General features: G+C 73.0%; 21 protein-coding genes. 8 read left to right on the forward strand and 13 right to left on the reverse strand.

Annotated elements, in window-relative coordinates; genetic code table 11:
- Positions 1–5: 5 nt before the first annotated feature.
- The 4 genes from OG624_RS37055 to OG624_RS37070 are packed head-to-tail and all read left to right on the forward strand — an operon-like array spanning position 6 to position 7,100.
- Positions 6–2,084, forward strand: coding sequence for a fatty acid CoA ligase family protein (locus OG624_RS37055; RefSeq protein ID WP_371640441.1), 2,079 nt, complete (start codon positions 6–8; stop codon positions 2,082–2,084).
- Positions 2,069–3,217, forward strand: coding sequence for an NAD-dependent epimerase/dehydratase family protein (locus tag OG624_RS37060; protein ID WP_326749821.1), 1,149 nt, complete (start codon positions 2,069–2,071; stop codon positions 3,215–3,217). Before OG624_RS37055 ends, OG624_RS37060 begins: the two co-directional genes overlap by 16 nt.
- Positions 3,214–6,402 carry a non-ribosomal peptide synthetase gene (locus OG624_RS37065; protein WP_371640442.1) on the forward strand — a complete coding sequence of 1,063 codons (3,189 nt, stop codon included), beginning with the start codon at positions 3,214–3,216 and terminating at the stop codon, positions 6,400–6,402. Before OG624_RS37060 ends, OG624_RS37065 begins: the two co-directional genes overlap by 4 nt.
- Positions 6,399–7,100, forward strand: coding sequence for a formyltransferase family protein (locus tag OG624_RS37070; RefSeq protein ID WP_266354327.1), 702 nt, complete (start codon positions 6,399–6,401; stop codon positions 7,098–7,100). Before OG624_RS37065 ends, OG624_RS37070 begins: the two co-directional genes overlap by 4 nt.
- A 30-nt stretch (positions 7,101–7,130) precedes the next feature.
- On the opposite strand, the gene OG624_RS37075 is transcribed toward OG624_RS37070, so the two are convergent.
- Positions 7,131–7,910 carry an NAD(P)H-dependent oxidoreductase gene (locus OG624_RS37075; protein ID WP_033216114.1) on the reverse strand — a complete coding sequence of 260 codons (780 nt, stop codon included), beginning with the start codon at positions 7,908–7,910 and terminating at the stop codon, positions 7,131–7,133.
- Between the two features lie 138 nt (positions 7,911–8,048).
- Here OG624_RS37075 and OG624_RS37080 point away from each other — a divergent pair, with 138 nt between their 5' ends.
- Positions 8,049–8,960, forward strand: coding sequence for a helix-turn-helix transcriptional regulator (locus OG624_RS37080; protein ID WP_051762800.1), 912 nt, complete (start codon positions 8,049–8,051; stop codon positions 8,958–8,960).
- A gap of 49 nt (positions 8,961–9,009) precedes the next feature.
- On the opposite strand, the gene OG624_RS37085 is transcribed toward OG624_RS37080, so the two are convergent.
- The 3 genes from OG624_RS37085 to OG624_RS37095 all read right to left on the reverse strand — a co-directional run bounded on the left by OG624_RS37085 (position 9,010) and on the right by OG624_RS37095 (position 11,514).
- Positions 9,010–9,750, reverse strand: coding sequence for a ferritin-like domain-containing protein (locus tag OG624_RS37085; protein WP_033216116.1), 741 nt, complete (start codon positions 9,748–9,750; stop codon positions 9,010–9,012).
- A 47-nt stretch (positions 9,751–9,797) separates the two neighbouring features.
- Positions 9,798–10,487: a DUF6461 domain-containing protein gene (locus OG624_RS37090; protein WP_371589416.1), complete on the reverse strand. Its 690-nt coding sequence runs from the start codon at positions 10,485–10,487 to the stop codon at positions 9,798–9,800.
- An 82-nt stretch (positions 10,488–10,569) separates the two neighbouring features.
- Positions 10,570–11,514, reverse strand: coding sequence for a 5'-nucleotidase (locus tag OG624_RS37095; RefSeq protein ID WP_033216118.1), 945 nt, complete (start codon positions 11,512–11,514; stop codon positions 10,570–10,572).
- A 468-nt stretch (positions 11,515–11,982) separates the two neighbouring features.
- Here OG624_RS37095 and OG624_RS37100 point away from each other — a divergent pair, with 468 nt between their 5' ends.
- Positions 11,983–12,816 (forward strand): hypothetical protein, encoded by an 834-nt coding sequence (locus OG624_RS37100; RefSeq protein ID WP_161297222.1) that lies wholly within the window; start codon positions 11,983–11,985, stop codon positions 12,814–12,816.
- A gap of 342 nt (positions 12,817–13,158) precedes the next feature.
- Here OG624_RS37100 and OG624_RS37105 read toward each other — a convergent pair whose 3' ends face one another.
- Positions 13,159–14,385, reverse strand: coding sequence for a hypothetical protein (locus OG624_RS37105; protein ID WP_371640443.1), 1,227 nt, complete (start codon positions 14,383–14,385; stop codon positions 13,159–13,161).
- A gap of 133 nt (positions 14,386–14,518) precedes the next feature.
- Entirely contained in the window at positions 14,519–15,100 is a 582-nt protein-coding gene (locus OG624_RS37110) for a DinB family protein (protein ID WP_161297218.1), read from the reverse strand.
- A 173-nt stretch (positions 15,101–15,273) separates the two neighbouring features.
- Here OG624_RS37110 and OG624_RS37115 point away from each other — a divergent pair, with 173 nt between their 5' ends.
- A complete protein-coding gene (locus OG624_RS37115; protein ID WP_371640444.1) occupies positions 15,274–15,966 on the forward strand; it encodes a hypothetical protein in 693 nt (230 codons plus the stop codon).
- 66 nt (positions 15,967–16,032) lie between these two features.
- On the opposite strand, the gene OG624_RS37120 is transcribed toward OG624_RS37115, so the two are convergent.
- Positions 16,033–17,379: a YhgE/Pip domain-containing protein gene (locus OG624_RS37120; RefSeq protein WP_371640445.1), complete on the reverse strand. Its 1,347-nt coding sequence runs from the start codon at positions 17,377–17,379 to the stop codon at positions 16,033–16,035.
- 133 nt (positions 17,380–17,512) lie between these two features.
- On the opposite strand from OG624_RS37120, the gene OG624_RS37125 reads away from it, so the two are divergent.
- Positions 17,513–18,208, forward strand: coding sequence for a MerR family transcriptional regulator (locus tag OG624_RS37125; protein WP_161297212.1), 696 nt, complete (start codon positions 17,513–17,515; stop codon positions 18,206–18,208).
- A 67-nt stretch (positions 18,209–18,275) separates the two neighbouring features.
- Here OG624_RS37125 and OG624_RS37130 read toward each other — a convergent pair whose 3' ends face one another.
- The 6 genes from OG624_RS37130 to OG624_RS37155 all read right to left on the reverse strand — a co-directional run bounded on the left by OG624_RS37130 (position 18,276) and on the right by OG624_RS37155 (position 24,785).
- Entirely contained in the window at positions 18,276–19,088 is an 813-nt protein-coding gene (locus OG624_RS37130; RefSeq protein WP_033216129.1) for a heme ABC transporter ATP-binding protein, read from the reverse strand.
- Complete coding sequence (locus tag OG624_RS37135) at positions 19,088–20,152, reverse strand: FecCD family ABC transporter permease (RefSeq protein ID WP_371640911.1); 1,065 nt, start codon at positions 20,150–20,152, stop codon at positions 19,088–19,090. Before OG624_RS37135 ends, OG624_RS37130 begins: the two co-directional genes overlap by 1 nt.
- 41 nt (positions 20,153–20,193) lie before the next feature.
- Entirely contained in the window at positions 20,194–21,180 is a 987-nt protein-coding gene (locus OG624_RS37140) for an ABC transporter substrate-binding protein (protein ID WP_033216131.1), read from the reverse strand.
- Positions 21,181–21,209: 29 nt separating this feature from the next.
- Positions 21,210–22,283 (reverse strand): tRNA (adenosine(37)-N6)-threonylcarbamoyltransferase complex transferase subunit TsaD, encoded by a 1,074-nt coding sequence (gene tsaD / locus OG624_RS37145; protein WP_244290682.1) that lies wholly within the window; start codon positions 22,281–22,283, stop codon positions 21,210–21,212.
- 106 nt (positions 22,284–22,389) lie between these two features.
- Positions 22,390–23,310 (reverse strand): cobalamin-binding protein, encoded by a 921-nt coding sequence (locus OG624_RS37150; RefSeq protein ID WP_033216135.1) that lies wholly within the window; start codon positions 23,308–23,310, stop codon positions 22,390–22,392.
- Positions 23,311–23,348: 38 nt separating this feature from the next.
- Entirely contained in the window at positions 23,349–24,785 is a 1,437-nt protein-coding gene (locus tag OG624_RS37155) for a short-chain fatty acyl-CoA regulator family protein (RefSeq protein WP_033216137.1), read from the reverse strand.
- Positions 24,786–24,928: the final 143 nt, after the last annotated feature.

Consider the following 24,928-nt stretch of genomic DNA (forward strand, 5'->3'; position numbering starts at 1 on the left):
GCCCCGTGCCGCAGACGAGGTTCGTCGAAGACCCGGCCGTGGAAGGATCCGCCACCCTGTTGGACGGCCTGGCCGGATGGCTCGAGCGCAACGCCCGCGCCTTTCCCGAGAAGCCGGCCGTCGTCCACCCCGACGGCCGCGGCTCCGGCGGCTACAGCACCCTCACCTACGGCGAGTTGCAGGACACGGTCGAGGAACTGTCCCGTGGATTCCTGCACGCCGGGATCACCCGCGGCACGCGCACGGTGCTGATGGCCCCACCCGGGCCGGAGCTGTTCGCCCTCTGCTTCGCGCTGTTCCGGGTCGGGGCGGTGCCCGTCGTCGTCGATCCCGGCATGGGCATCCGGCGCATGCTGCACTGCTACCGGGCCGTGGGCGCCGAGGCCTTCATCGGGCCGCCCCTCGCCCACCTCGTACGCGTCCTGGGCCGCCGTACCTTCGCCGGCGTACGGGTGCCCGTCACCCTGGGGCGGCGCCGGCTCGGCCGCGGCCACACCCTGGCCGCGCTGCGCACCGCCCCCGCGACCGACAGGCCCGCGGACACGGCGGCGCCGACCGGCGGGGACGACCTGCTGATGATCGGCTTCACCACCGGAAGCACGGGCCCCGCCAAGGGCGTCGAATACACCCACCGCATGGCGCTGTCCATCGCCCGTCGGATAGAAGCCGTCCACGGCCGCACCCGCGACGACGTCTCGCTGGTCACCCTGCCCTTCTACGGGGTGCTCGACCTGGTCTACGGATCCACCCTGGTCCTCGCGCCGCTGGCGCCCGCCCGGGTGGCCCAGGCGGATCCCGCCCTGCTCGTCGCCGCACTGGAACAATTCCGCGTCACCACCATGTTCGCCTCGCCCGCCCTGCTGCGGAACCTGGCCGGACACCTCACCGGCGCCGCCCGCGGCCGCCACCCGCTGCCCGAACTGCGCTGCGTCGTCTCCGGCGGGGCCCCGGTGCCCGACGCGGTCGTGGCCGCCCTGCGCTCCGTCCTCGACGAGAAGGCGCGCATCCATGTGACGTACGGGGCCACCGAGGTACTGCCGATCTCCTCGATCGAGGCGGCCGAGATCCTCGGCGACGACGACCTCGACACCGCCCACCCGGACGGCGGCACCGCGACCGGTGACGCGGCCGCAACGGGGGCCGGGACCGCTGCCGGAGCCGCAGCGGGCGAAGGGACCTGTGTCGGCCGGCCCGTCCCCGGTACCCGGGTGGCCATCGCCCCCGTCACCGACGGCCCGCTCACCCGGTTCGACCCCGCGGCCGGCCTGCCCGCCGGACGCGTCGGCGAGATCCTGGTCCAGGGCGACTCCGTCAGCCCGCGCTACCACCGCGCACCCGCGTCGGACGCCGCGCACAAGGCGATCGAGGAACGCCCCGGTGGTGCGGAGCCCCTCGTCTGGCACCGGACCGGAGACCTGGGCCACCTCGACGCCGAAGGACGCCTGTGGTTCTGCGGGCGCGCGGCGCAGCGGGTCCGCACCGGCCACCGGGACCTGCACACCGTGCGCTGCGAGGGAGTCTTCAACGCCCATCCGCTGGTCCGGCGCTCCGCCCTGGTCGGCATCGGGCCGGCCGGCGCCCAACGGCCCGTCGTCTGCGTGGAGACCGAGACCGGACCGGACGGGGCCGAGCTCGACGAAGCCGCCTGGACGCGGCTGGTAGCCGAGTTGGGCACCATGGCCGAGGCACAGGCCGCGACCACCGGCCTGCGGGAGTTCCTGCGCCACCCCGGATTCCCGGTGGACATCCGGCACAACGCCAAGATCGGCCGTGAGGAGCTCGCCCGCTGGGCCGAGCGACAGCAGGCCCGGCCCTCGTCGTCCACCGGGCGGCGCGCGGCCCGGATCGTGCCGATCGCCGGATGGGCGTACCTCGTGGGCGGGGCGGCGTGGGCCGCGGCCGCGGGAGTACCCGACGTTCCCGTGCTGCGGTGGCTGTGGTGGGCCGACGCCTTCCTCAGCATCGGCGTGCACGCCGCGCAGATCCCCCTCGCGCTGCCGCGCGGTCGGGAGGCCGGCCACGGGACCGGCTCGGTGGTCCGCAACACCATGCTCTACGGCGCGACCTGGTGGCGGACGCTGTGAAGATCCTGGTCACCGGAGCATCCGGATTCCTGGGCGGGCACCTCGTCGACGGTGCCCTGAGCCAGGGCCATCAGGTCCGCGCCCTGGTCCGCCCCGGCCGTGCCGCCGTACGCCTGGGCTCCCTGCCCGGCGTCGAGGTCGTCACCGGCGACCTCACCGACGAGGGTTCGCTCGGGCGGGCGGCCGAGGGCTGCGAAGCCGTCCTGCACAGCGCGGCACGGGTCGTCGACCACGGCAGCCGCGCCCAGTTCGAGGCCGCCAACGTCACCGGCACGCAGCGGCTGCTGGCGGCGGCACGGTCGGCGGGCGCGCGGCGGTTCGTGTTCGTCTCCAGCCCGAGCGCGTTGATGCGGATACGGGAGGGCGACCGTCTCGGCATCGACGAGAGCACCCCGTACCCGAGGCGGTGGTTCAACCTCTACTGCGAGACGAAGGCGATCGCCGAACAGCACGTACGGGCGGCCGACGGGCCGGGGTTCACCACCTGTGCCCTGCGCCCGCGCGGCATCTGGGGGCCGCGCGACCACGCCGGATTCCTGCCGCGCATGGTCGACGCCCTGCGCGTGGGCCGACTGCCCGACCTGTCCGGCGGCAAACAGGTGCTGGTCTCGCTCTGCCACGTCGACAACGCGGTGGACGCCTGCCTGCGGGCCGTGCACGCGCCCGCCGGGCGGATCGGCGGCAAGGCCTACTTCGTCGCGGACCGCGAGGAGACGGACCTGTGGCCCTTCCTGGCGCGGGTCGGAGCCCTCTTCGACTGCCCGCCGCCCGCCCCGCGCATCCCGCTCCTCCTCGGCCGCGGGCTGGCCGCGGCCGTCGAGACGAGCTGGAACCTGCGCCACCGGTCCGCCGGCAGGGGTCCCGACGCGGGCCCGGACGCGAGCCCGCCCATGAGCCGCTACATGATGGCGCTGCTGACCCGCTCGGCGACGTACGACACCTCCGCCGCCCGCCGGGACCTCGGCTACGCCGCTCCGCGCACCCAGGCCGACGGGCTGCGCGCACTGGGGGAGTGGGTGACGGAGGTGGGCGGCGTGGCCGCCTGGACCGCCGGCCCGGCCGCCCCCACCGAGGCCGCCGTATCGGCCCGCCCCGGCCCCGGCCACACCGAACAAGGGAACACCACGTCATGACATCCCATCAGGTCGGTGCCGGTACCGACACCGATGCGCGTACCGGTGCGAACGCCCGCTACCGGCGTCCGGTGTCGCCCACCGAACGCCTCTACCTCGCCGCCGGGGACGCCCGCGGGGCCATGGCCCTGCGCATCGTCGTCGAGGGCGAGGGCATACCCGACGCCCAGGCGCTCCGGGAGGCCGTGGCACGGGCCGCCGAATCCTGCCCGGGATCACGGCTCGTACGGGCCGGCGCGATGTGGACCGTCGGGGGGCCGCCGCCGCAGGTGCGGTACGACGTACCGCGCGCCGGGGCGTACACCGACTCGGCACCCGGGACGGTCGAGTTGCCCGCCGGGCCGTCGCGTCGAACGGAGCCGCCGGGCTGCGAGGTACTGATCGTGCCCGGCGCGCACGGCGCGGCCGGCGGGGACGGCGCGCACGGCGGGGACCCGAAGGGGACCACCACCCTCGTCTTCAGCGCCTCGCACGCCCTGATGGACGGCCACGGCGCCCTGACCTGGGTGCGGGAGGTCTTCCGGGCCCTGCGCGGCGAGCCCGCCCGACCCGCCCTCGACCCGGACACCGACGCCGGACTGCTGCGCCGGCTCGGCAGCACCCGCACGCGGCCCACGCCGGCGCCTCCCCGGCGCTCCCCGCTCGGCTCGGCCGACGGCGGCGGCCACCCGCTCCGGACGCTGTGGCTGCGCCGCACCCTGCCCGGCCGTCGTGCCGCGCTCACCGCCCGCCTCGCCCAGGCCCTGGCCGACGCCACCCGGCTCGACACCCGTGTCATGGTCCCCGTCGACCTGCGCCGCCACCGCCCCGGGATCGCGGCCACCGGCAACCTCAGCCTGCCGCTCTTCCTGGACCTCCGCCCCGGGGCGGACTGGACGGCCGCGCACACCCTCCTGCTGACCGCCCTGGCCGGGAACGGCGAACTCGCCGCCGGATTCGAAACGGCCCTCGCGCCGCTGCCCCGGCCCGTGACCGCCGCCCTGCTGCGCACCGCCCAGGCCGTGGCGTCACGTACCGACCGGCACCTCGCCTCGGCCGTCGTCTCCCACCTCGGCCGCCTGGACCTGGCGGACTTCTCCGGCGGCGGCTTCACGGCGTCCACGGCCTACGCACTGCCGGTGCACGCCCCCATGGTTCCGCTCTCCCTGGTGGCTGCCGAGACCGGCACGGCGACCGAGATCACCCTCGGCGTCCGTGGCTCGGGCCCGGACCTCGACGCCCGCGCCGGGCGGCTGCTGGACACGATCCTGGCCGGCCTCGCCTCCGAGGACGCCGTGGCCACGGGCCCCGCACCACGGACCGCGCACCCCGCTGCGGCCGTGCCCGATCCGGCCGATGGTCCGGACCCGGAGGTCCCCGAACTCACCGTCGTGGACGCCTTCCGCGCCCAGGCCGCCCGCACCCCCGACGCGCCCGCGATCGACGGACCCGAGGGCGTGGTCACGTACGCCGCACTCGATCGACGCTCCGACGCCGTCGCGGCCGGGCTCCGCAGCCGCGGCGTGGGACGCGAGGACCTGGTGGGACTGGTCGTCGACCGCACACCCGCCGGAGTGGCCGCCCTCTGGGGCATCCTCAAGGCGGGCGCCGCCTACGTGCCGCTCGACCCCGGCCACCCAGGCGCACGGATCAGGGAGATCCTCCAGGGATCCGCCGCCGGCATCTGCCTGACCCGACGACACCTGGCCGAGGATCTCGCCCCGTTCGTGCCCGGGACCCTGCTCGCCGTCGAGGACCTGCTCGACGGCCCGGCCGCCGAGGCGGACATCGCGACGGACGTGCGGCCCGGGGAGCTCGCGTACGTCATCCACACCTCCGGTTCCACCGGCCGCCCCAAGGGGGTGCAGATCGAGCACGGCAGCCTCATGGGATTCGTCCGCTGGATGACCGAGGTCTGCCACGTCACCGATCGCACGCGCTTCGGGTTCGCCTCCTCCTACGCCTTCGACATCTCGTGCTTCCCCCTCTTCCTGCCGCTGACGGCCGGCGGCACGGTCGTCCTCGCCCCCGGCCCGCCCTCACCCGCCACCCTGCGCGACCTCGTCGCCGGGCAGCGCGCGGACACCCTCGCGCTCACGCCCTCCCACCTCGCCCTGCTCGGCGCCGCGGGCGGCGGCCCCACGCCACGCCTGCGCACCCTGCTGCTGGGCGGCGAAGCCCTCACCCCCACCGCCGTACGGTCCGCGCACGCCGCGTTCGGAGCCGACTGCCGTGTGATCAACGCCTACGGGCCCACCGAGGCGACCGTCGCCGTCCTCGCCCACACCGTGGACGGGGCGGAGAGCGGCGCCACCGTCCCGATCGGCCGGCCCGGCCCGTACGCCCGGGTCGACCTCGTCACCGAGGACGGCGAGACCATCGGCAACGGACCGGGCGACACCGGCCGCACCGGCGAGATCGTCGTCCGAGGTACCCAGGTGGCCCGTGGCTACCTCGGCCCGCCCGACGGCCGCCCCTCGCCCTTCACGAGTGGCGCCGACGGCCTCCGCGCCTACCGCACCGGTGATCTCGGACGCCGACTGGCCGACGGATCGGTCGAGTTCGCCGGGCGCATCGACGAGCAGGTGAAGATCGCCGGGCATCGCGTCGATCCCGCCGAGGTCGTCGCAGCCCTCGAAGCCCACCCGACCGTCCACCGCGCCGTCGTCGTGCCCCGCCGCCGCCCGCACTCCACGACGGCCGTGCTCTGCGCGTACGTACTGCCGGCCCACCCCGGTGATCCCGAGGCGGGCGGGGACCTGGGCAGCGCACTGCGGGCCGAACTGGCCCGGACGCTCCCCGCGTACCTCGTCCCCGTCCATGTCGTCGTGATCGACGCACTGCCCAGCACGGTCAGCGGCAAGACCGATCTGGCCGCCTTCCCCGATCCCTTCGCCACGTCCGCGCCGGCCGCGGCGGACTCCGCGACCGTCGTCGGGCCCGTCACCTTGGACGCGCGGGTCAGGCACCACTGGGCGGAGGTCCTCGGAGTCGACGGCGAACTGCTCTCGCCGGACTCGGACTTCCACGCCCTCGGCGGGGATTCCCTGGCCCTCGTCGAGATGCTCACCGCCGTCTCCTCGGACCTGCTCACCCCCGATCAGGCCCGACAGTTCACCGGCCGGCTCGACTGCCTCGTACGGGACCTGACGCTCGGGCAGGTCTGCGAGCAGCTGACCGCCGCCCGCGAGGAGGCATCGGCATGATCTTCGTCGGAGAAGGAGCCCTGCTCCGCCGCGCCGTCACCCACGCGGCCACCCACGGCCACCCGGTGGACCTGGTCTGCTCCGCCGACCCGTCGGACGCGGCGGCCGCCGACGCGCCCCACCTCGCGGCGGCCGACGTCAACGCCCACGCCGACACGCTCTCCCGGGCCGGCACCGACGGCATCGTGTGGTCCCTCAACAACCGGCAGATCTTTCGCGAACCCCTGCTCCGGGCCGAGGGCCTGCGCATCGTCAACATCCACAACGGGCTGCTGCCACGGCATCGCGGACTACCGTCCGTGGCCGTCCTGTTCGCCCTGCTGAACGGCGACACGGAGTACGGCGCCACCGCCCACGAGGTCGACGCCGGCATCGACACCGGTCCCGTCCTGGCCGAGCACCGGTTCCCCATCGGGCCGGAGGACCGCTACCACCAGGTCATGCTCCGTGGCATCCGCGCCTGCCACGCCCTGTTCGAGCGGATCCTCCCGGCGGTCGCGGCGGGAACCGCCCACCCCGTACGCGCCACGGCGGCGGAACCGTCCGCGTACTACGGCCTGCGCGCGCTGGACCGGCTCGCCACCTACCGGGACCATCCCGCCTACCCGCGCGCCACCGACCTCGGCCCCTTCGCCACCCATGCGCCCGAGGTCACCCGGGCCCTGCTCGGGCCACCCGCACCCGCTTCGGCCTCCTGAGGCCACCCGGGACCCGCGGGCGGGGGAGGCTCAGCCGCGCAGGTGCAGTCCGAAGCCTGTGCGGCCCGCGGGCTCCAATCCCTCCCTCAGGTGCAGGGAGGGGATCTCGTAGTCACCGAAGTTCTGCCGCCGGAAACCGATCGGCTCGGTCGACCCGAGGGTGAGCAGGCGCTGTTCCCAGGCCTCGGCGGCGACCGCGTACTCCTCGGCGGTCATCCGGTCGGTGCCGTGGAGCACGAAGGGCGGCAGCGGCTCGATGCCCGGGTAGTAGAGGATGCCGTGGTGGATCGGGAACAGCAGGTCGTCGATGGGGCCGTTGATCCCGCGAGCCGAGTAGTGCGACCGCGGGCCGCCGACGGTCACCGACAGCAGGGCCCTGCGGCCCGCGAGGGTGCCTTCGCCGAAGCGCTCGCCGTACTTGGTGTCACTGTGCTCGCCGACACCGTAGGCGAAGCGGTAGGTGAACACCCGGTCCACCCACCCCTTGAGGATCGCGGGCATCGTGTACCACCACAGTGGGAACTGGAAGATGATCGTGTCGGCCCACAGCAGTTTCTCCTGCTCGGCGAGGACGTCCGGGGTGAGTGCGCCGGCCTCGAAGGCCCGGCCCGAGTCCGAGGCGACCCGCAACGGATTCGACGCGTGGGGGCCGTAGTCCGCGCCGTCCACGACCGCCTTCCAGTTCATCGCGTACAGATCGCTCACCCGCACCTCGTGCCCGGCGCTCTCCAAGGTGGACACCGCGAGGTCCTTCAGCGAGCTGTTGAGCGACTTCGGCTCCGGGTGGGCGTGGACGATCAGCGTCTTCATGGGAACTCCTTCGGATCGGATGCCCCGATCCTGGGCGCCACGGCGTGCGGTGTTCAGGGGCGCCGCTTCCGTCGGACCGGACTTCCTGGTACCGACAGGACCACCCTCGCGGGCATCGCCGAAGCCATACTGGAAGGCATGGACGATCTTGCGGGCTTCCTGCGGACCCGGCGTTCCCGGGTCGACCCGGCGTCCGCCGGTATCCCCACCGACAGCCGCCGCCGGGTGACAGGGCTGCGCCGCGAGGAGGTCGCGCACCTGTCGGGCGTCAGCGTCGACTACTACGTACGGCTGGAGCAGGGCCGCGCCACGCAGCCGTCCGAGCAGGTCCTCGACGCGCTCGCCGGTGTCCTCGGCCTCGACGCGACCGAACGCGAGCACCTCTGCCGGCTCGCGCGGCAGCGTCGCCGCCGCGCGAAGGCGCCGGGCAAGGGGGTGCCCCCGACCGGAGGCCGGGGGAGGGTTCGGCCGGAGGTGCTGCGCGTCCTCGACCTGGTCGCCGGCGCACCCGCGCTGGTCATGGACCATCGCCTCGACGTGCTCGCCGGGAACCGTCTGGCGGGGCTCCTCCACGGTCGGCCGGTGCCGGGCCTGAACACCGCCCGGCACATCTTCCTGGAGGAGGCGGAGCGCGGCCTGTACGCGGACTGGGAGAAGTGCACCCTCGACGTGGTCGGGCATCTACGTCTGGCCGCCGGCCAGTACCCCGAGGATCCCCGACTGGCCTCGCTCATCGGCGAACTGGCGATGGGCAGCGAGCGTTTCCGCCGCCTCTGGGCCCGCGCGGACGTGCGCGCCCGCACCCACGGACGCAAGGCGTACCGGCACCCGTTGGTGGGACTGCTGGAACTGCACCAGGAGAACTTCGCCCTGCCGGGCGAATCGGGCATGGAACTGCTGGTGTTGTCCGCGGCCCCGGGCAGCCCCGCCGAGGACGGTCTGCGTCTGCTCGAAGGCCTGGGTGCGGACAACGGTGGTGAGCGGGCGGTACCGCGCCGCCCCGACACCCCGCCCGTGCCGTCCTCGGCCGCCACCGGCACCTCCATGTGAGGGCCGGCGCCCGGGCGGACCGGGCGGCCTGCGAGGTCGGCGGTGGAGGTCAGACGCCCGCGCCCACCTCCGCCGGTGCGGGGACCGGGCCACCCGCGATCGCGCGGGCCATCCATGCGGAGGAGCTCACGGTCCGTGCGACGAAGGTGCGGCGGTCCACCCCGAGGGTCCGCAGGGCCGGACCGTGGTCCACCGCGACCAAGGTGGCGGCGCCGGCCAGGAGTCCGCGCCACCCGGCCGTCACCGCCCGGCGGGCGGGTCGGGGCAGCCCGGCGAGCCCCTCGCGCAGGCGCAGGCAGTGGAAGGGGACGTGCCGCTCCTCGTCAGCCAGGATCCGGCCCGCGACCTCGGTGGTCAGCGGGTCGGTCGCGCCGTCGCGCAGGGCTCGGTAGTACCCCAGGGCCACCACCTCGGCGATCATCAGCACCAGCAGTTCCACCCGTAGTCCGAGCAGCCGCCGGACCCGTACGAAGGCCGCGTCGCTCCAATGCCCGTCGAGGGTCTCGGCCCCGCCGGCCGCCAGCAGCAGCTTCAACATGCGCGCGTGGTTCTGTTCCTCGGCGATGAAGAGCCGGACCGCCCGGGAGTAGACCGGATCGCCCGCGAGGTCGGCCTTGGCGGTGAGTGCGGAGCCGTCGCCGTCCTCGCCGACCTGGAACTTCTGAATGCTGCGGACGATGTCCGCCGGCAGCTGCGCGCCCTTCCCCCAGTCGGGATCGCCCAGAGCCGATCGGCGCTCCCGCTCGGCCTCGAACTCGCCCACCCATGCCCCGTACTCGGTTTTGATCATGTTCAACAATCTAGCGATTGTTGATCGTGTTCAAAAGTGTTGGAGTGTCATGGCCGCGTAACAGAACCGGTCGACGGTGGGCGGTGCTCCGGGTGCCGGACAGGCTCCTCCGGGACTGCTCCCACGTGGTATTCGGCCGTCGCGAGCAGCTCTTCGGTCAGCCTGACCCCCGTGAGGCGCTCGGTCAGCGCCAGGACCGCCGCCTTCGTGTCGACATCGGGATCCTCGTCCCCGGACGGGTCGAGGCCGACCTGCAGCATCAAGGGGTTGAGCGCGTCGGGGGTGCTGCCCGTCCTGTCCGCCGGCCACTCGAAGGTGGTCCGCAACTCGCCGTCCTCGTACCAGTGGAAGAAGTCCATCGGCTTCCCCCCGTTGCTGGAGTGGGAGACGGCGCGCGTCGTGGCGGAGAGCGCTTCCATGATGTCCGGGCGAATGCCCAGATCGCCTCCGAAATCCAGGGCGAGCGCCCAGTCCCCTCCTTCGCCCGGCACGGTGAACGCGCCGGCGAGGAAGGCATCGGGCCACTTCTCGAATCCGTCCAGGAAATCATTGTGTTCCCCGATGAACGCGTGGAGGTCCTCGCACACACCGCGCGGCTCGGCCCCCGCGATGTGGAGCAACTGCGCGGGTGAGACTCCCCGCACCAACGTCAGCGTGTATCCGATCTCCAGTGCGTAGGCGAAGAACGAGCGGGGGGAACGTATCCAGCCGTAATCGGCCGCGGTGGCGGAACTCATGGAGCGCATCCTGCCGGCGCCCACCGACACCGGCCCCGCTCCGGCCCCGCGCGCGCCCGGCCGCCGGTCGCCGCACCGGAGCTCAGGCCGGCTCCGGAGGCGGCGAGTTGATCGCGCCGAAGGGGATGTGGACGCTCGGAGTGCCCTGGGCGGTGCCGTTGAGATTGGCGACCTGGTCGTCGAAGAAGATGTGCGGGTCGAGGGCTTTCATGACGGCGGCCTTGTCGATACCGCCGAGGAAGAAGGCGTCGTTGACCCGCAGCCCCCACTCCTTGAGGCTCACCAAGGCGCGTTCGTGCGAGGGGGCGTCCCGAGCGGTGACCAGCGAGACGCGAAGGCGGGGCCGATAGCCGCGGTCCTCGCGGCGCCGCGCTTCCTCCAGGCGCTGGATGCGGTTGATGCCGGCCAGGAAGTCGCGTAGCGGACCCGGATCGTGCGGGGTTGCGGCATTGCGGACCTCGAAGGCACGGAATTCGTCGACCCCACCGCGCTGGTAGACCCGCTCGGCCGTGTCGCTCGCCACCACGCCGTCGAAGTCGAAGGCGATACGGAGTTCAGGGTCGCTCTCGTCGTCGACCCGCCCCGTTCTGAGCACGTGTCCCGCGGGCAGCCCGGCCGCGACCGCGTCCCGGATGTCGGGGCCGTCGGCCGACAGGAACAGCGACATGTTGAGCGCGGGCATGAACTGGTGCGAGGGGCGACCCTGCCGAAAGACCGCCCGACTGATCGGCAGGTCATGCGCTTCGATCGAACGCATGACACGCATCCCGGTGACCGGATCGTTGCGCGAGAGGATGATGACCTCGACCAGCGGGTCGGCCTGCTCCGCGAGGTCGTTCAAGGACAGCAGACGTCTGACGAAGGGGAACGCCACTCCTTTGGCCAGAAGTTCATCGACATGCGTCTCCTGGTAGGTCCGGTAGGCGTCCTCACCCTGCTCCCGGAACACCGCGTCACCGTCGGTCAGGTCGAAGAGGGCGCTGGAAGCGATCCCCACCACCAGGCGATCGGACAGGTCGTACCTCATGGCGCCCCCTGCTGACACATGCGCGACGGCGGGATGCTCATCACCCCTCGGTATATGCCCGCGAACGCCTCCCGATCCACCGTTCGAGCCGAGCCCCGCTCCCACGGCGTGATGGAGCACGGCGCCCGCCCGCCTGCCTCTGATCCGGGGAATTCACGACGGCATTCAGGTGCCGACGGCGGCGTCGGCCGTCGACGCCCGTTCGGCGGCCCTACTGTGCTGGTCGGCAGCGAGACGCGCCGTTGAGCCGACGGGGTGAGGAGGCGTATGCCGGACCATCCGCACGGCCCACCGGGCGACACGCCGGAGGGCGATGACAACGACGCCGAGAGTCGGTCGACACTCACCGGGCGGCGCCCGAGGTGTCCGACCGGGCCCCGTCCGCTCGTCCCGGCACGCGCTCTCGCCCTGGCGCTCGCTCTCGTCGCCGGGTGCACGACCGGCCACGAGGTCCCGGCGGCATCGCCCATGGCCAGGGCCCCCACGGCCACCACACGTCCCGGGACGCCGAGCCCCTCGGCCCCGGACCTGTCGCTGGCCCGTCAGTTCGACATGGGGCTGCCCGGCGCCGATCCCGTCCGCTGCGGCGACGAACTGGCCCTGCTCACCCGAGGCCGCCCCGCCGACCGGCCCATGGCCTGGGTGTCGTCGGGCCGCGACGAGCGGCAGTCGGGCGATGCGGTGACGTTCGCCCTCGGAGACCGATCGGCGCTGTGCCTGTACGGGTTCGCGCAGGGCAAGCCGATCACGGTCACGGTCACGGCAGGAGGCCGGACCTACACCACGCCCGTGACGAGCGTGGCCGCCCTGAGCTCCGGGAACCCGTCGAAGGAAGAACTCTTCAACGGACGCGCCCTGGAGGTCGAGGACCTCGGCGGCGGCTTCCTGCGGAGCGGACACTGGACGTTCCTCCCGCCCGACCCGGCCCGAGAAGCGGTCGCCGCGGCCGGTCGGCTCACCCTGACGGCGAGCGCCGGCGGCACACGCGCCACCGGCGGGATTCCGCTGCGCCGGACCCGGGGAGCGGAGACGGTGGAAGGCTGGGAGCGCGGCCACCGGCTGGCGGTCTTCGGATTTCCGGCCGGCACGCGGGTCCCGATCGGGATCTACCGCCTGACGCGCACCGAAGCGAGCGCACGCGCGGTGCTGGTGCGGAAGGTCGCCCAAGTGGTCATGCCGCGCACCGGGCTGGCCGTCCTCACCATCCCCCAGGACGTGTTCCGCCTGGTCGCCGAAGCACCGCCGGAGGAGGAGGCCTCGTACTGCCTGAGCATCCCCGGAATCGACCGATGCGTCACGTGACCCGCCCCCGTCCGTGGATCGCACGGAGATCCGACACCCGTTTCCGGTACGTCGACTTCTACCGGCCGGCGGCGGAGCCGACCGGTGAGGCGGCCTCGATGGAACTCGCCCTGGCCACCGGCCGTGGCCCTCGACCGCTCACCGACCCGGAAGGCCGCGGGCCCCTGCTCCGCGACGAGGACGTCGTCGCGTTCGGCTTCCGCGACACGGCCGAGTCCACCGAACACGGTGTGCGGGCGGTCGGCGCCACCGCGGCGGCACGCCGAGCGAGCGACCGTCTCGGCAACGAGGAGAGCGCCGGATACTGGGTTCATCTCGACGTCGATGTCCTCTACGACGCGCTCATGCCGGCCGCCGGGCCGTCGTGGCGGTCAGCCGTGCTTGGGCGGCGGCTCGCACGTCAGAGGTCTCCATGGGGTCGTCGCGCAGCGCCGTGATCCGCTCCAGGGCTTCCGGCCCGTCCGGTGCGTGGGCGATGCCGAGGAGACGGGCCCGCTCCTCGCAGTCCCAGAGGGACTCGGTGTGGGCGTAGTCCAGCCCACCCGGGTCGATGGCGGCCAAAGCCTCCAGGTAGCCCGCCCGCTCGCAGGAGTGCGGGGTGCGCAGCCAGAACCGGCGCAGGTCCGCCACCGCTCCGGCGGCCGCCGGACCGAAGCGGGCCAACCGCCGCGCCGTCACACCGGGGCCGCACCAGGCCGGGGCCCGCCATTGCTCCGCGAGTTCGGCCACGAGCACCGGTATCACCTCGGGGCCGAGGTGATCGGCAAGGACGTCCGAGCCGAGCCGCGCGAGCCACTCCCGTTCGTCGGTCGCCCAGCGGCGCGCGGCCGGAACGGCGAGGGGGCCGAGGCGGTCGACGGCCTGTCTCAGCCAGGACAGAGGGTAACGACCGTCCGGAGCGACGAGCGAGGGCACGAGCGGGATCAGCCCCTCCACCGGATCGCGGTGGGACAGCTCGGACAGGGCGGCGACTCTGTCGCCGCTCCCCGCCCGATCCCCGGCCAGGAGATCGAGCAACTCGCCGTCCGTGAGGTCGGACAGATCATCAGGGTCCGGGCCCATGTCGGGCCGCTGGACCTCGATCCCGAAGCGGGTCCACGGCTCGATGAACCACGGCGGCACCGGCTCACCACCGATCCGTCGCCGCGCCACCTCGCCCAGGTCCTCCCACCACTCCGCAGGCCAGAGCCCGGCGACCGACTCCAGTACGCGTACCCAGTGCGCCCCCTCCCGGACGTGGGAGCGCAGTGCCTCCCGGGCCTCGTCACCACCCTCCAGGGCGAGCAGCTCCAGCACGTCGACGGCCCGTCCGCACTGCCGTTCGTCCCCGGACAGGAGTTCCACGACCGGCGCCGGCGACAGCCGCAGGTCCCGGACCAGACCGGCGAGGTAGCGGGAACGCTCGTCGAAGCCGTCCCACCGCCAGTCGCGCCGGATCGCGTCGTGGACGAAGGGCGCGGCCACGTGAGGGTCCTGCACAGCCCGTACGGCGCCCAGGCCCCGCCCCCGTTGCAGCAGGCCCTCGACCGAGTCGAAGCGTGCATAGCGCATCTCGTCCCCCTCACCCATGCCCCGGACCCTGCCCGACCTGGGCCGCCGCCACCAGGCAATATCCGCCCGACCCCGCCGACCGACCGAGTACATCGGGCACCCGGCGCTTCGACAGATCAGCACCCACGACCGGCCGGACGCCGCACGAACATCAGGTCACGTGTACGGCCGACCTGGCGGCCCGCTCGATCTTCGCGCGGTGGGCGGCGCGGGCATCCTCGTCGATCCGCTTCTCGTGTTCGGGGCGCAACCCGGTCCGGCCGTCGAGGCCCTCGCGCAGGATGTCGGCGTGCCCGGCGTGCCGGACGGACTCGCCGAGGACATGGACCATGACGGCGAACAGGTTCGTGTCGGCATGCGGTTCCGGCCACCACGGCACGTGGCCGGGGGCGTCGACGGAAAGCGCGTCGATCGTCGCGTCCGAGTGTTCCCACGTGCGCCGGTAGAACCCGATGATCTGATCACGGGTCTCGTCCTCGGTCGCCCACAGGTCGCTGCCGTCGGAGTCCTGCCACCGGGGCAGCGGTTCCGGGGAAGGACGGTCGAAGACCTCGCCGAAGTACCTGGCCTCGACGGTGGCCACGTGTTTGACCAGGCCGAGGAGGTTGGTCCCGGTCGCCGTCAAAGGCCGGCGGGCGTCGTATTCGGACAGGCCGTCGAGCTTCCAGAGCAGCGCCTCGCGGTCCCGCCGCAGTCTCCCGTGCAGGGTGTCCTTCGCGAATTCATCGATCATGCGGCATGAGCCTGCCATGTGCTCCTCGTGGTCTTCCAGCCCGGGCCCGGAGCCCGCCCTTCCGCATGGCCGGCGGCGCGGCGCGAGGCGTACGTGAACGACATGGCGGCGGACTCGAACGCCCGCCGATAGGGTCGACGGCGAACGCGAGGGCGGGGGAGTACGAGGTGGGCATGAGGATGCGTCGTCCGGGGCGGCCGGAGGACCTGCCGGATGCGGGAGTGTTGTGGGCGCGCTGGGCCGCCCTCGCCGTGGCGACCTGGGACGCCGAGGAGGAGCAGGAGCGCTTCCGGCACGGGTATTGGCTCGGGGACGGCGACCACGACCTGCGCTACGACGACGGAGCCTGCAGCCGGTGGGTGTTGACCCGGGCCGCGGGTGACCGGGCCGTGCTCTTCGGGCAGGACGACGCCGGCGAGGTGGGGCGGTACAGGCCGCCCATCGATGTCCTGGCCGGGGCGCCCGAGTGGGTACGGAGCGAAGGCCTGCACGATCTGTTGGCGCGCGGAAGGGTCGAGTGCGTCTACTGGTTCGAGGACGGCACCTGGCACCGCGCGCCGTACCCCGACGACCTTCGTGACGACGGGCTGGACTGCGGGATCGGTCATCTGGCCTCGCGTGACCGCGCCGTCGAAGCGATCCGCGCCCTGTTCGAGTTCGACGACGACTGCGAAGGCACGGTGGAGGCCTGCGAGCGGTTCTTCGCGCACGCGGAGCGGGGCACGGTCACGGGCGAGGTCGTACGGGCCTTCGCCGATGAGGTCTTCCGGATCCGGACGGCGTACGAACTGCTCTGGCCGAAGGTGCCGATCGCCCGTTCGGAGACGGACCTCGCCGCGATGACCGCGCTCGTGCGCTGGAGATGAGGCCGGGGTCGACCACACACGCGAGCCCCGCCCCTCGGGTGAGGGGCGGGGCTGACGGAGCCGATGTCAGGCCGTGGCCGGGGTCGCGGTCTCGGGGGTTTCGGCGGTTTCGGCGGGGGCCGCGGCGTCGGACTCGGCCTCGGGGTGCGGGATGCGGTGCAGCCCCTTGCGGTCGTAGAGGCGGGTGACGGCGAAGCCGAAGATCAGCGCGGCGACGAGGGCGACACCCATCGAGGTCCAGGCCCGGGTCAGCCCCGCGTCGGCCTGGGCTCCGTAGTAGAGCAGGGAGCGCAGGCCCTCGGTGATCTGGCGCAGCGGCTCGAACTCGGAGAGGGCGCGGAAGAACCCGGGCAGCGCCTGGACGGGCACGGTGGCGCCCGAGGAGGGTACGGCCATCGCGACGAAGACGATGGTGGCCAGCAGCATGCCGGGCGTACCGAAGGCGGCGAACAGGGCCAGGCTGCCGATGCCCACCACGGCGATGGTGGCGACCGAGTAGAGCCACAGCAGGCCCAGGTGGGAGGCGTCCATGTCGAGGATGCCGACCGTGGCGACCTCGACCAGGGTGCCCATCACCAGGGACAGGCCGAGCATGAGCGCGATGCCGATGGTCAGGGTGCGGACGCGGCTGGTGTGCTGCACGGGTTCGCGCTTGCGGACGGGGCCGAAGTCGGTGTGCAGGTAGCCCAGCGCGGTGTCGACCTGGGAGTTGACCACATTGGCGCCGAGCATGCCGCAGACGACCAGGACCAGTGCGTAGTAGAAGGCGCTCAGCCCCATGGCGCTGCGGGCGCCGACGGGGTGTCCGTCGGCCACGGTCACGGTCACCGGGTCGGCCAGCTTCAGCTGCGCGGCCGTCGGGAGCGGGGTCTTCTGGGCGCCGGCCTGCTTGAGGAGCTCCTGGCCGAGCTGGGCGGAGGCGGCGTGGGCAGCCTTCTGGGCGGCCTGGGAGGACATGGAGGAGCCGATGCTGCCGGCCGCCTGGTTGGTCAGCACGGTCAGGGTCGGCGGGGCGGCCTGGCCCTGCGGCGCGGGCTGCGGGGCGGTGAGGGCCGCCACCGTCGCGGAGTAGTCGGCGGGTATGACGAGGGCGCCGAAGACCTTGCCCCGGCCCAGCCGCTTGTCGGCCTCCGCCCGGCTGACGACCTGCCAGTCGATGCTCTTGTCACCCTTGGCGGCCTTCTGGATGCCGGCGACGATCTGCTCGCCCATGTTGACGTGGCGGCCGCCCACGTCCGCTCCGCTGTCGGTGTTGACCAGGGCCACGGGCAGGTCGCGCAGGTTGCCCTTCGGGTTGACGTTGCCACCCACGTAGAGCAGGGCGAACAGCATCGAGACCACTGCGGCGATGAGTCCCGTCCCGATCCACAGCTGGGGTCGGCGGAGCACGGAGGGGGGCGTGGAGTGAGGCATCGATTCTCCGGTGCGGCTGCGTTCCTGAGGTTGGATACTTATGGTATCCAGTTACTGGATAGTGGCAGTATCTTGCTGTGGTGTCCAATCGCCGATGCCGGATACCGGACCGCATGACCAGCAGGGAAGCCGTATGAAGATCTCGGAGCTCAGCCGGCGGACCGGCGTGCCGGTCGCCAGCATCAAGTACTTCCTGCGGCAGGGACTGCTGCCCGCCGGGCGGGCGACGGCCGCGACCCTGGCCGAGTACGGGGAGGAGCACGCCCAGCGGCTGCGGCTGATCAAGGCGCTGACCACCCTCGGCGGCCTGTCCATCGCCGCGACCCGTGAGGTGCTCGGGGCCGTCGACCAGGCGCACAGTTCCGAGAGCGCCCTCGGAGCGGTCAGCTACGCCCTCCCGGTGCCGGTGGCGGCCCAGGGTGCCGCGGGCCAGGAGGCGGCGCCGGAGTCGCAGGCGCAGGCCGCGGCCGAGGAGACCGCCGGTGCCGAGGTGGCCCAGCTCCTCGCGGACCTGGACTGGCAGGCGCCCAGCACCTCCCCGCACGTGCAGGGGCTGACGGTGGCGCTGGAGGAGTTGCGCCGCCTGGACGCCCAGTACGCCCCGGGCGAGCTCGCCGCCTACGCCGAGCTCGCGCAATCCGTGGCCCGGCTGGACCTGGAACGCGCGGCCGGCCTGGACGACCCGGTGGCTCTGGCCGAGCGGGCCGTCATCGTCTTCGCGATCTGCGCCCCGGTGTTCGAGCTGCTGCGGCGGCTCGCGCAGGAGGATCAGGTCAGGCGCCGGGTCTCCGGCGCCGGCCGCGGCGGGCGGGACGACACGCTTCCGTAGCGTCCGCACCGCACCGGCTCACGGCGGGGGCGCTACGGGCTATCGGCTACCGAGTACCGGCCATCGGCTATCGGATCCCGTCACGTCGGGCTTCGGGGAACACGGTGACCTGGGGGATCCCGGTGCCCGGATGCGGGGACACCTCCGCCTCGACCCGGTAGATCTCGGCCAGCAGGTCCCGGGTGAGGACCTCCTGCGGTGTCCCGGTGGCGACCGTGCGGCCGCCGTCCAGCACGCAGATCCGGTCGCAGAAGGACGCGGCCAGGTTGAGGTCGTGCAGGGCGATCACGGCGGTGACCCCGACCCTACGGACGAGCCGGAGCGCGTCCAGCTGATGGCGGAGGTCCAAGTGGTTCGTCGGCTCGTCCAGGACCATGGTCCCGGTGCGCTGGGCCAGGGCGCGGGCGATCAGGACCCGCTGCTTCTCCCCGCCCGAGAGGCGGTCGAACGGGGCCTGCGCCAGGGCGGCGACGTCGAGCTCCTCCAGCGCGTCCATGATGATCGCGCGGTCCTCGGCGTCGTCGCCCGCGAAGGCCCGCTTGTGCGGGGTGCGTCCCATGGCCACCACGTCGTGGACGGTGAGCTCGAAGTCGCCCGTGGACTCCTGCAGTACGGCCGCGAGGCGTCGCGCGAGGCGTTTGCCGGGCATCCGCCACACGTCCTCGCCGTCGAGCAGGACCCGTCCGGAGGTGGGGCGCAGCGCACGGTAGACGGTGCGCAGCAGGGTGGACTTGCCGGCGCCGTTGGGGCCGACGAGGCCCAGGACCTCGCCGGGTGCCACGTGCAGGGAGACGCGGTCGACGAGGGTCCGGCCGTTCACCACGACGGTGACCTCCTCGGCGTCGAGGGCGCCGGCCTTCGGTGTCGGACGGTCGGTCATCACGCCACCTTCCGTCGCATCAACCAGAGGAAGAACGGGCCGCCGACCAGGGCGGTGAGGATGCCGACGGGTATCTCCTCCGGGCTCATCAGCGTGCGCGCGCCCAGGTCGGCGGCGATGAGGAAGGTGGCGCCGAGGAGGGCCGCGGCGGGGAGCGCGCGGCGGTGGTCGGCGCCGACCAGCAGGCGCACCACGTGCGGCATGATCAGCCCGACGAAGCCGATCTGGCCACTGACCGCGACGATGGTGCCGATCATCAGGGCGACCAGGACGAACAGGGCGCCGCGGAAACGGTGGACGTCCAGGCCGAGCGCCGCGGCGGCCTCCTCCCCGGCCAACAGCAGGTTGAGGGAACGGCACACCCCCAGCAGGACGGCCGTGCCGAGGAGCGCGGCGCCGACGGGGATCCATACCGTCGTCCAGGTGGTGCCGGCCAGCCCGCCGAGCATCCAGCGCAGGGCTGACTGGGTCTTCTGCGGGTCGTTGGAGGTGACGATCAGGAAACTGGCCACCGCCGAGAGGATTTCGGCCATGGCCACGCCCGCCAGCACCAGCCGTACGGTGGTCATCCGCCCGCCGGAGCGTGCCAGGAAGTACACCGCGACCAGCGCGGCCAGGGCTCCGCAGAACGCCGCCAGGGGCAAGGAGAACATCCCGAACACGCTCACGTGGAACACGAGGACAAGCACCGCCCCGACCGACGCGCCCGAGGAGACCCCCAGCATCATCGGGTCGGCCAGCGGGTTGCGGACCAGGGCCTGCAGCGCCATGCCGGACACCGACAGGCCCGCGCCCACCACGCCGGCCAGCAGCACGCGGGGGAGCCGGACGTCGACGACGATCGTCTCGCGGACCGGCGTCCAGGTCGGGTCGGCGAGGACCGGGTGGATCCGGTGGAGCAGGATGCCCCAGACCTGCTCGGCCGGCACGCTGATCGATCCGACCGCGATGCCGGCCGTCGCCGTCGCCGCCAGCAGGACTCCCAGTGCCGTGAGCAGCAGGGCGTAGGGAACGGCCCGGCGGCGGGTCGCGGCGGACGCCGGGCTTCCCGCCGGGGCTTTCACCGGGTTGCGCACCGGGGAGACTCCCGTTCCGGTCGACTCCGTCACCGGAAGCGGTCCGGGTGGATCTGGCGGGCCAGCGACTCCACGGCCGCCGGGACGCGGACACCGAGCACGGTCGACGACAGCGGCAGTACCGCGAAGCGCTCGTTCCTGATCGCGGGAACGTCCTTGAGGGCGGGGTTGGCGAGGAGGAACTTCTTCTTGTCCTCGACGGGCCGGTCGCCGTAGTCGTAGATCACGATGACCTCGGGGGCCCGCTCGGCCACCTGCTCGAACGACACGTCACCGAAGGCCTTGTCCACGTCGGCGAAGAGATTGACCCCACCGGCCTTCCTGATCAGCTCGTTGCCGATGCCCTTGCCGCCGGCGGTGAAGGCGGTCTTGTCCCCGCTGTCGTACACGAAGAGCTTGGTCGGGGTGACGCCGGCCAGTGCGCCGTCCACCCGGTCGAGGGTGCCGTGCAACGTGTTCACCTGCTGCTCGCCCCGCTCCGGCACGCCGAAGATCTTGGCGACCGTGCGGATCTCCTCGTCGACGGTGGCCATGGTCACCGGTCCGGCCGGACAACCCTCGATGTTGAGGTGGGTGTTGATGCCGGCCTTGGTGAAGGTCGGGCGGCCGCGGCCGTCCTTCTCGTCGAAGGTGGAGGTGAACCCGCCGTAGACGAAGTCCGGTTCGGAGGCCAGCAGCGTTTCGAAGGACGGGTACTCCTTGGAGAGGACCTTCACCGAGTCGAAGGCGGCCTGGTACTCCGGCAGGATCCTGTCGTCGAGATAGCCGGTGCCCACCATCGACTTCTCCAGCCCGAGCGCCAGCATGACCTCCGTGGCGTGCTGGTTCAGGGACACGGCGCGCTGCGGCGGCCGCTGGTAGGTGGTCTCCACCCCACAGTTGGACACGGTGACGGGGAAACCCTGCGCCCCCGGCCCGGAGGTGTCGGTGCGGTTCTGGGTCGTGCTGCCGCAGGCCGGTACGAGCAGTACGGCGGCCACGGCCAGGAACGAGGACAGTGGGCGTATGCCCCTCATGCGGTGGGTCCTTAGGGTGTCGGTGGGGTTCACGCGGAGACGGTGACCGGCGGGGCGGGGAGCGGGGTCAAGGAGGCGTACTCCAGGGGTGCGGACGGGTCGACGGACACGTTCAGCGGGGCCGGCTCGGCTCCGGAGCGGACCAGCAGGTCGCCGACGGCCGCGATCATGGCGCCGTTGTCCGTGCACAAGGTCAGGGGCGGAACGCGCAGTTCGATGCCCGCGGACGCGCAGCGCCGTTCCGCGAGCGCTCTGACCCGCGAGTTCGCGGCGACGCCGCCGACCACGATCAGCGTCCTGACGTCGTGGTCGCGGCAGGCGGCGAGGGCCTTGCGGGTCAGTACGTCCGCCACGGCTTCTTGAAGGGCGGCCGCTCCGTCGGCGACCGGCGGCTCCTGACCGAGTTGGCGGTGCTTCTCGGCCCAGCGGGCCGCGGCCGTCTTCAGGCCCGAGAAGGAGAAGGCGTACGGGTCGTCCCCGGGCCGGGTGAGCGGGCGCGGGAAGGTCACGGCCTTGGGGTCGCCGTCGCGGGCGGCCCGGTCGATGGCCGGCCCGCCCGGATAGGGCAGGCCCAGGATCCGGGCGACCTTGTCGAAACACTCGCCCGCCGCGTCGTCGAGGGTGTCCCCGAGGTGCAGGATCGGCTCGCGCACCAGATCGCGTACGAGCAGCAGCGAGGTGTGGCCGCCGGAGACGATCAGCACCACGCACGGCCGGGGCAGCGGACCGTGTTCCAACGTGTCGGCGGCCACGTGACCGGCCAGGTGATGCACGCCGTACAGCGGCACACCGGCCGCGTACGCCAGCGTCTTCGCCCCGGCCAGGCCCACCTGCAGCGCACCCGACAGACCGGGCCCGGTGGTGACGGCGACCGCGTCGATCTGGCTCAGCCTCAGCCCGGCCTGGTCGAGGGCCTGCCGGACGACCGGGTTGAAGGAGTGCAGGTGCGCACGGGCCGCGATCTCCGGGACCACGCCGCCGAAGCGGGCGTGCTCCTCCATGCTCGACGCCACCACGTGCGCGAGCAGCTCGCCGTCCCGCACGATTCCCGCGCCGGTCTCGTCGCAGGACGACTCGATCCCCAGCACCACTGGTCCGCTCACTGCTCTCCACCCTCTGATGTGCATCTGCCGCAACTGCAATCTATATGCAATAAGGGCAGGGTGTGGACCCGCCAGGAACGTGCGCCGAGCCGGAGGCGGACCGCCGTCAGCCGTGGGCGAGCCGGACGGCCTCCGCCGGCTCCACCGGGGCGCCCGCCCCGACCCCGTGCAGGACGTGCGCCAGCACCTCCGCACCGCGTACGACGCGGGGGCCCGGGCGGTTGAAGTAGGCGGGCCCGTCCAGCACCCACACCTCACCCGCGCGCACCGCGGGCAGCTCCTCCCAGCCCGGCAGCGCGCTCAGCAGGTCCCTCTCGCGCAGGGTGCGCTCCGGGGCGAACCCGCAGGGCATGACCAGGAGTACGTCCGGGCGCGCGGCCCGGACCGCCTCCCACTCCATCGGCCGGGTGTGTTCGCCCGGGGCGGCGATCAGCGCCTCACCGCCCGCGCACGCGATCTGCTCGGGCACCCAGTGCCCCGCCGGCCAGAGCGGATCCAGCCATTCGATCGCCACCACCCTGGGCCGCGGCCGTCCGGCCGTCCGCGCCCGTACGGTCTCCAGCCGCGCGGCGAGGGCCGCCCGGCGCTCCCGCGCCCGTTCCGCGACACCGAGCAGCTCGCCCACCGTGACCAGGCAGTCCAGTACGTCGTCCAGCGTGCGCGGCTCCAGACTCAGCACGCGGGGCCCGCCGTCGAGGACGCGCACCGCCCGACCGACCCCCTCGTACGAGACGGCGCAGACGTCGCACAGGTCCTGGGTCAGGACCACATCCGGGGCCGGCGCGCCGAGCGCGTCGGTGTCGAGGGTGTAGAGCGAGGAGCCGCGGTGCGCGGCGCCGCCGACCGCGTCGGAGATCTCCCGGCTGGTCAGGGTGTCCGGCGAGAGCGCGGCGGAGGTCACCACGGGCACGCCGGCCACCGCCTGCGGCGGCCAGTCGCACTCGTGCGTACGGCCCACCAGATCGGCGGCCAGACCGAGTTCCGCCACGATGTCGGTGGCCGCGGGCAGCAGGGAGACGATGCGCATCCTCCGAGCCTAGGGCGCCGGGCGCCGGGCGTCAGCCGTCAGCGGTCCGCGATCACCGGGTACGGGACGTGGGTGCGCAGGTCGGGGTCCACGGCGAGGATTCCGCCGGCCGGCGGCCGGGCCCGCTGGGCGCAGTCCTGCCGTTCGCAGATCCGACAGCCCAGCCCGATGGGGGTGGTGGCGCGCGGGTCGTGCAGGGCGATGCCCTCCGCGTAGACCAGGCGCGGGGCGTGGCGCAGCTCGCAGCCCAGGGCGACGGCGAACTCGGCCCGGGGCGCGTGGTGGCCGAAGCCGCCGCGGGTGACCGTGCGGGCGATCCAGAAGTACTTCTTGCCGTCGGGCATCTCGGCCACCTGGGTGAGGACGCGACCGGGGGAGGAGAAGGCCTCGTAGACGGTCCAGAGCGGGCAGGTGCCGCCGAGTCGGGAGAAGTGGAAGTCGGTGGCGGACTGACGCTTGGAGATGTTGCCCGCGCGGTCGGCCCGCAGGAAGGAGAAGGGGACTCCGCGGTTCCCGGTGCGCTGGAGGGTGGACAGGCGGTGGCAGACGGTCTCGAAGCCGACACCGAAGCGGGCCTGCAACAGCTCGATGTCGTAGCGGAGTCGCTCGGCCGACGCGTGGAAGAGGGTGTACGGCATGAGGAGCGCGCCCGCGAAGTAGTTGGCGAGTCCGATCCGGGCGAGGCCGCGCGCCTGCGGCGAGGACAGGTCGGCCGCGTCGACCGCTCCGGCCAGCAGCGGGCCGTGCTCCAGCAGCGCGAGCTGCGTGGCCAGTTGGAAGGCGCGCTGTCCTTCGCCGAGCCAGGGGGAGAGCAGGAGCACTCCGCTGTCGGCGTCGAAGCGCCGCGCGTCGGCGGAGCGTTCCGGGCCCGCCTGGAGCACCTTGATGCCGTGCCGGGTCCAGAGGTGGCCCGTCAGCGTCTGGGCGGCGCGGCCGACCCGACCGAGGTCGAGTGCTTCGGCGGTCCGCTCGGCCTGTGCTTCCAGGGCGGCGAAGTGGTTGTGGTGGGCGTAGAAGAAGTCCCGTACCTCGTCATGGGGTTCGGCGGGCAGCAGGCCGGCGGTGTCCTCGGGGGAGGCCAGGGCGACGACCCGCTCCGAGACGTCCCGGTAGCGCTGATGGAGGGCGACGAGAGCCCGGGCCACCTCCGGGTGGTCGCGGGCCACGTCGGCGAGCTCCTCCTGCGGGACCGGGCCCGGGATCGCGCACGCCTCGTCCAGGAGCGCCGCCCGCAGATCGGTGGCAAGACGTTCCTCGCCGGCCTCGGAGAAGAACTCCGGATCGACGCCGAAGACCTCGGCGATCCGCAGCAGCACCGGAGCGGTCAGCGGCCGCCGACTGTGTTCGATCTGGTTGAGGTAGCTGGTGGACAGGCCCAGGGCGCGGGCCAGTTCGACCTGGTTCATGCCCCGCTCACGGCGCAGCCTGCGTAGTTTCGCGTGTGCGTAGATCTTCCGTCCGGCAGGCCGTCCCATGGGATCCCGAGCTCCTCTCCGCATCTCCTCGGCTGTGAAATTAGCATCCGCAGCTTTCGCAGAATTCGCAGATTCGCAGCCTCGGCAGGGACGGATTACGCAGCGTGGAGTCCTCGCACCGGCCCTCCGGGAGGGGAAGACTC

Origin of the sequence: Streptomyces virginiae (assembly GCF_041432505.1) — a bacterium.
GTDB classification, from domain to species: Bacteria; Actinomycetota; Actinomycetes; order Streptomycetales; family Streptomycetaceae; genus Streptomyces; species Streptomyces virginiae_A.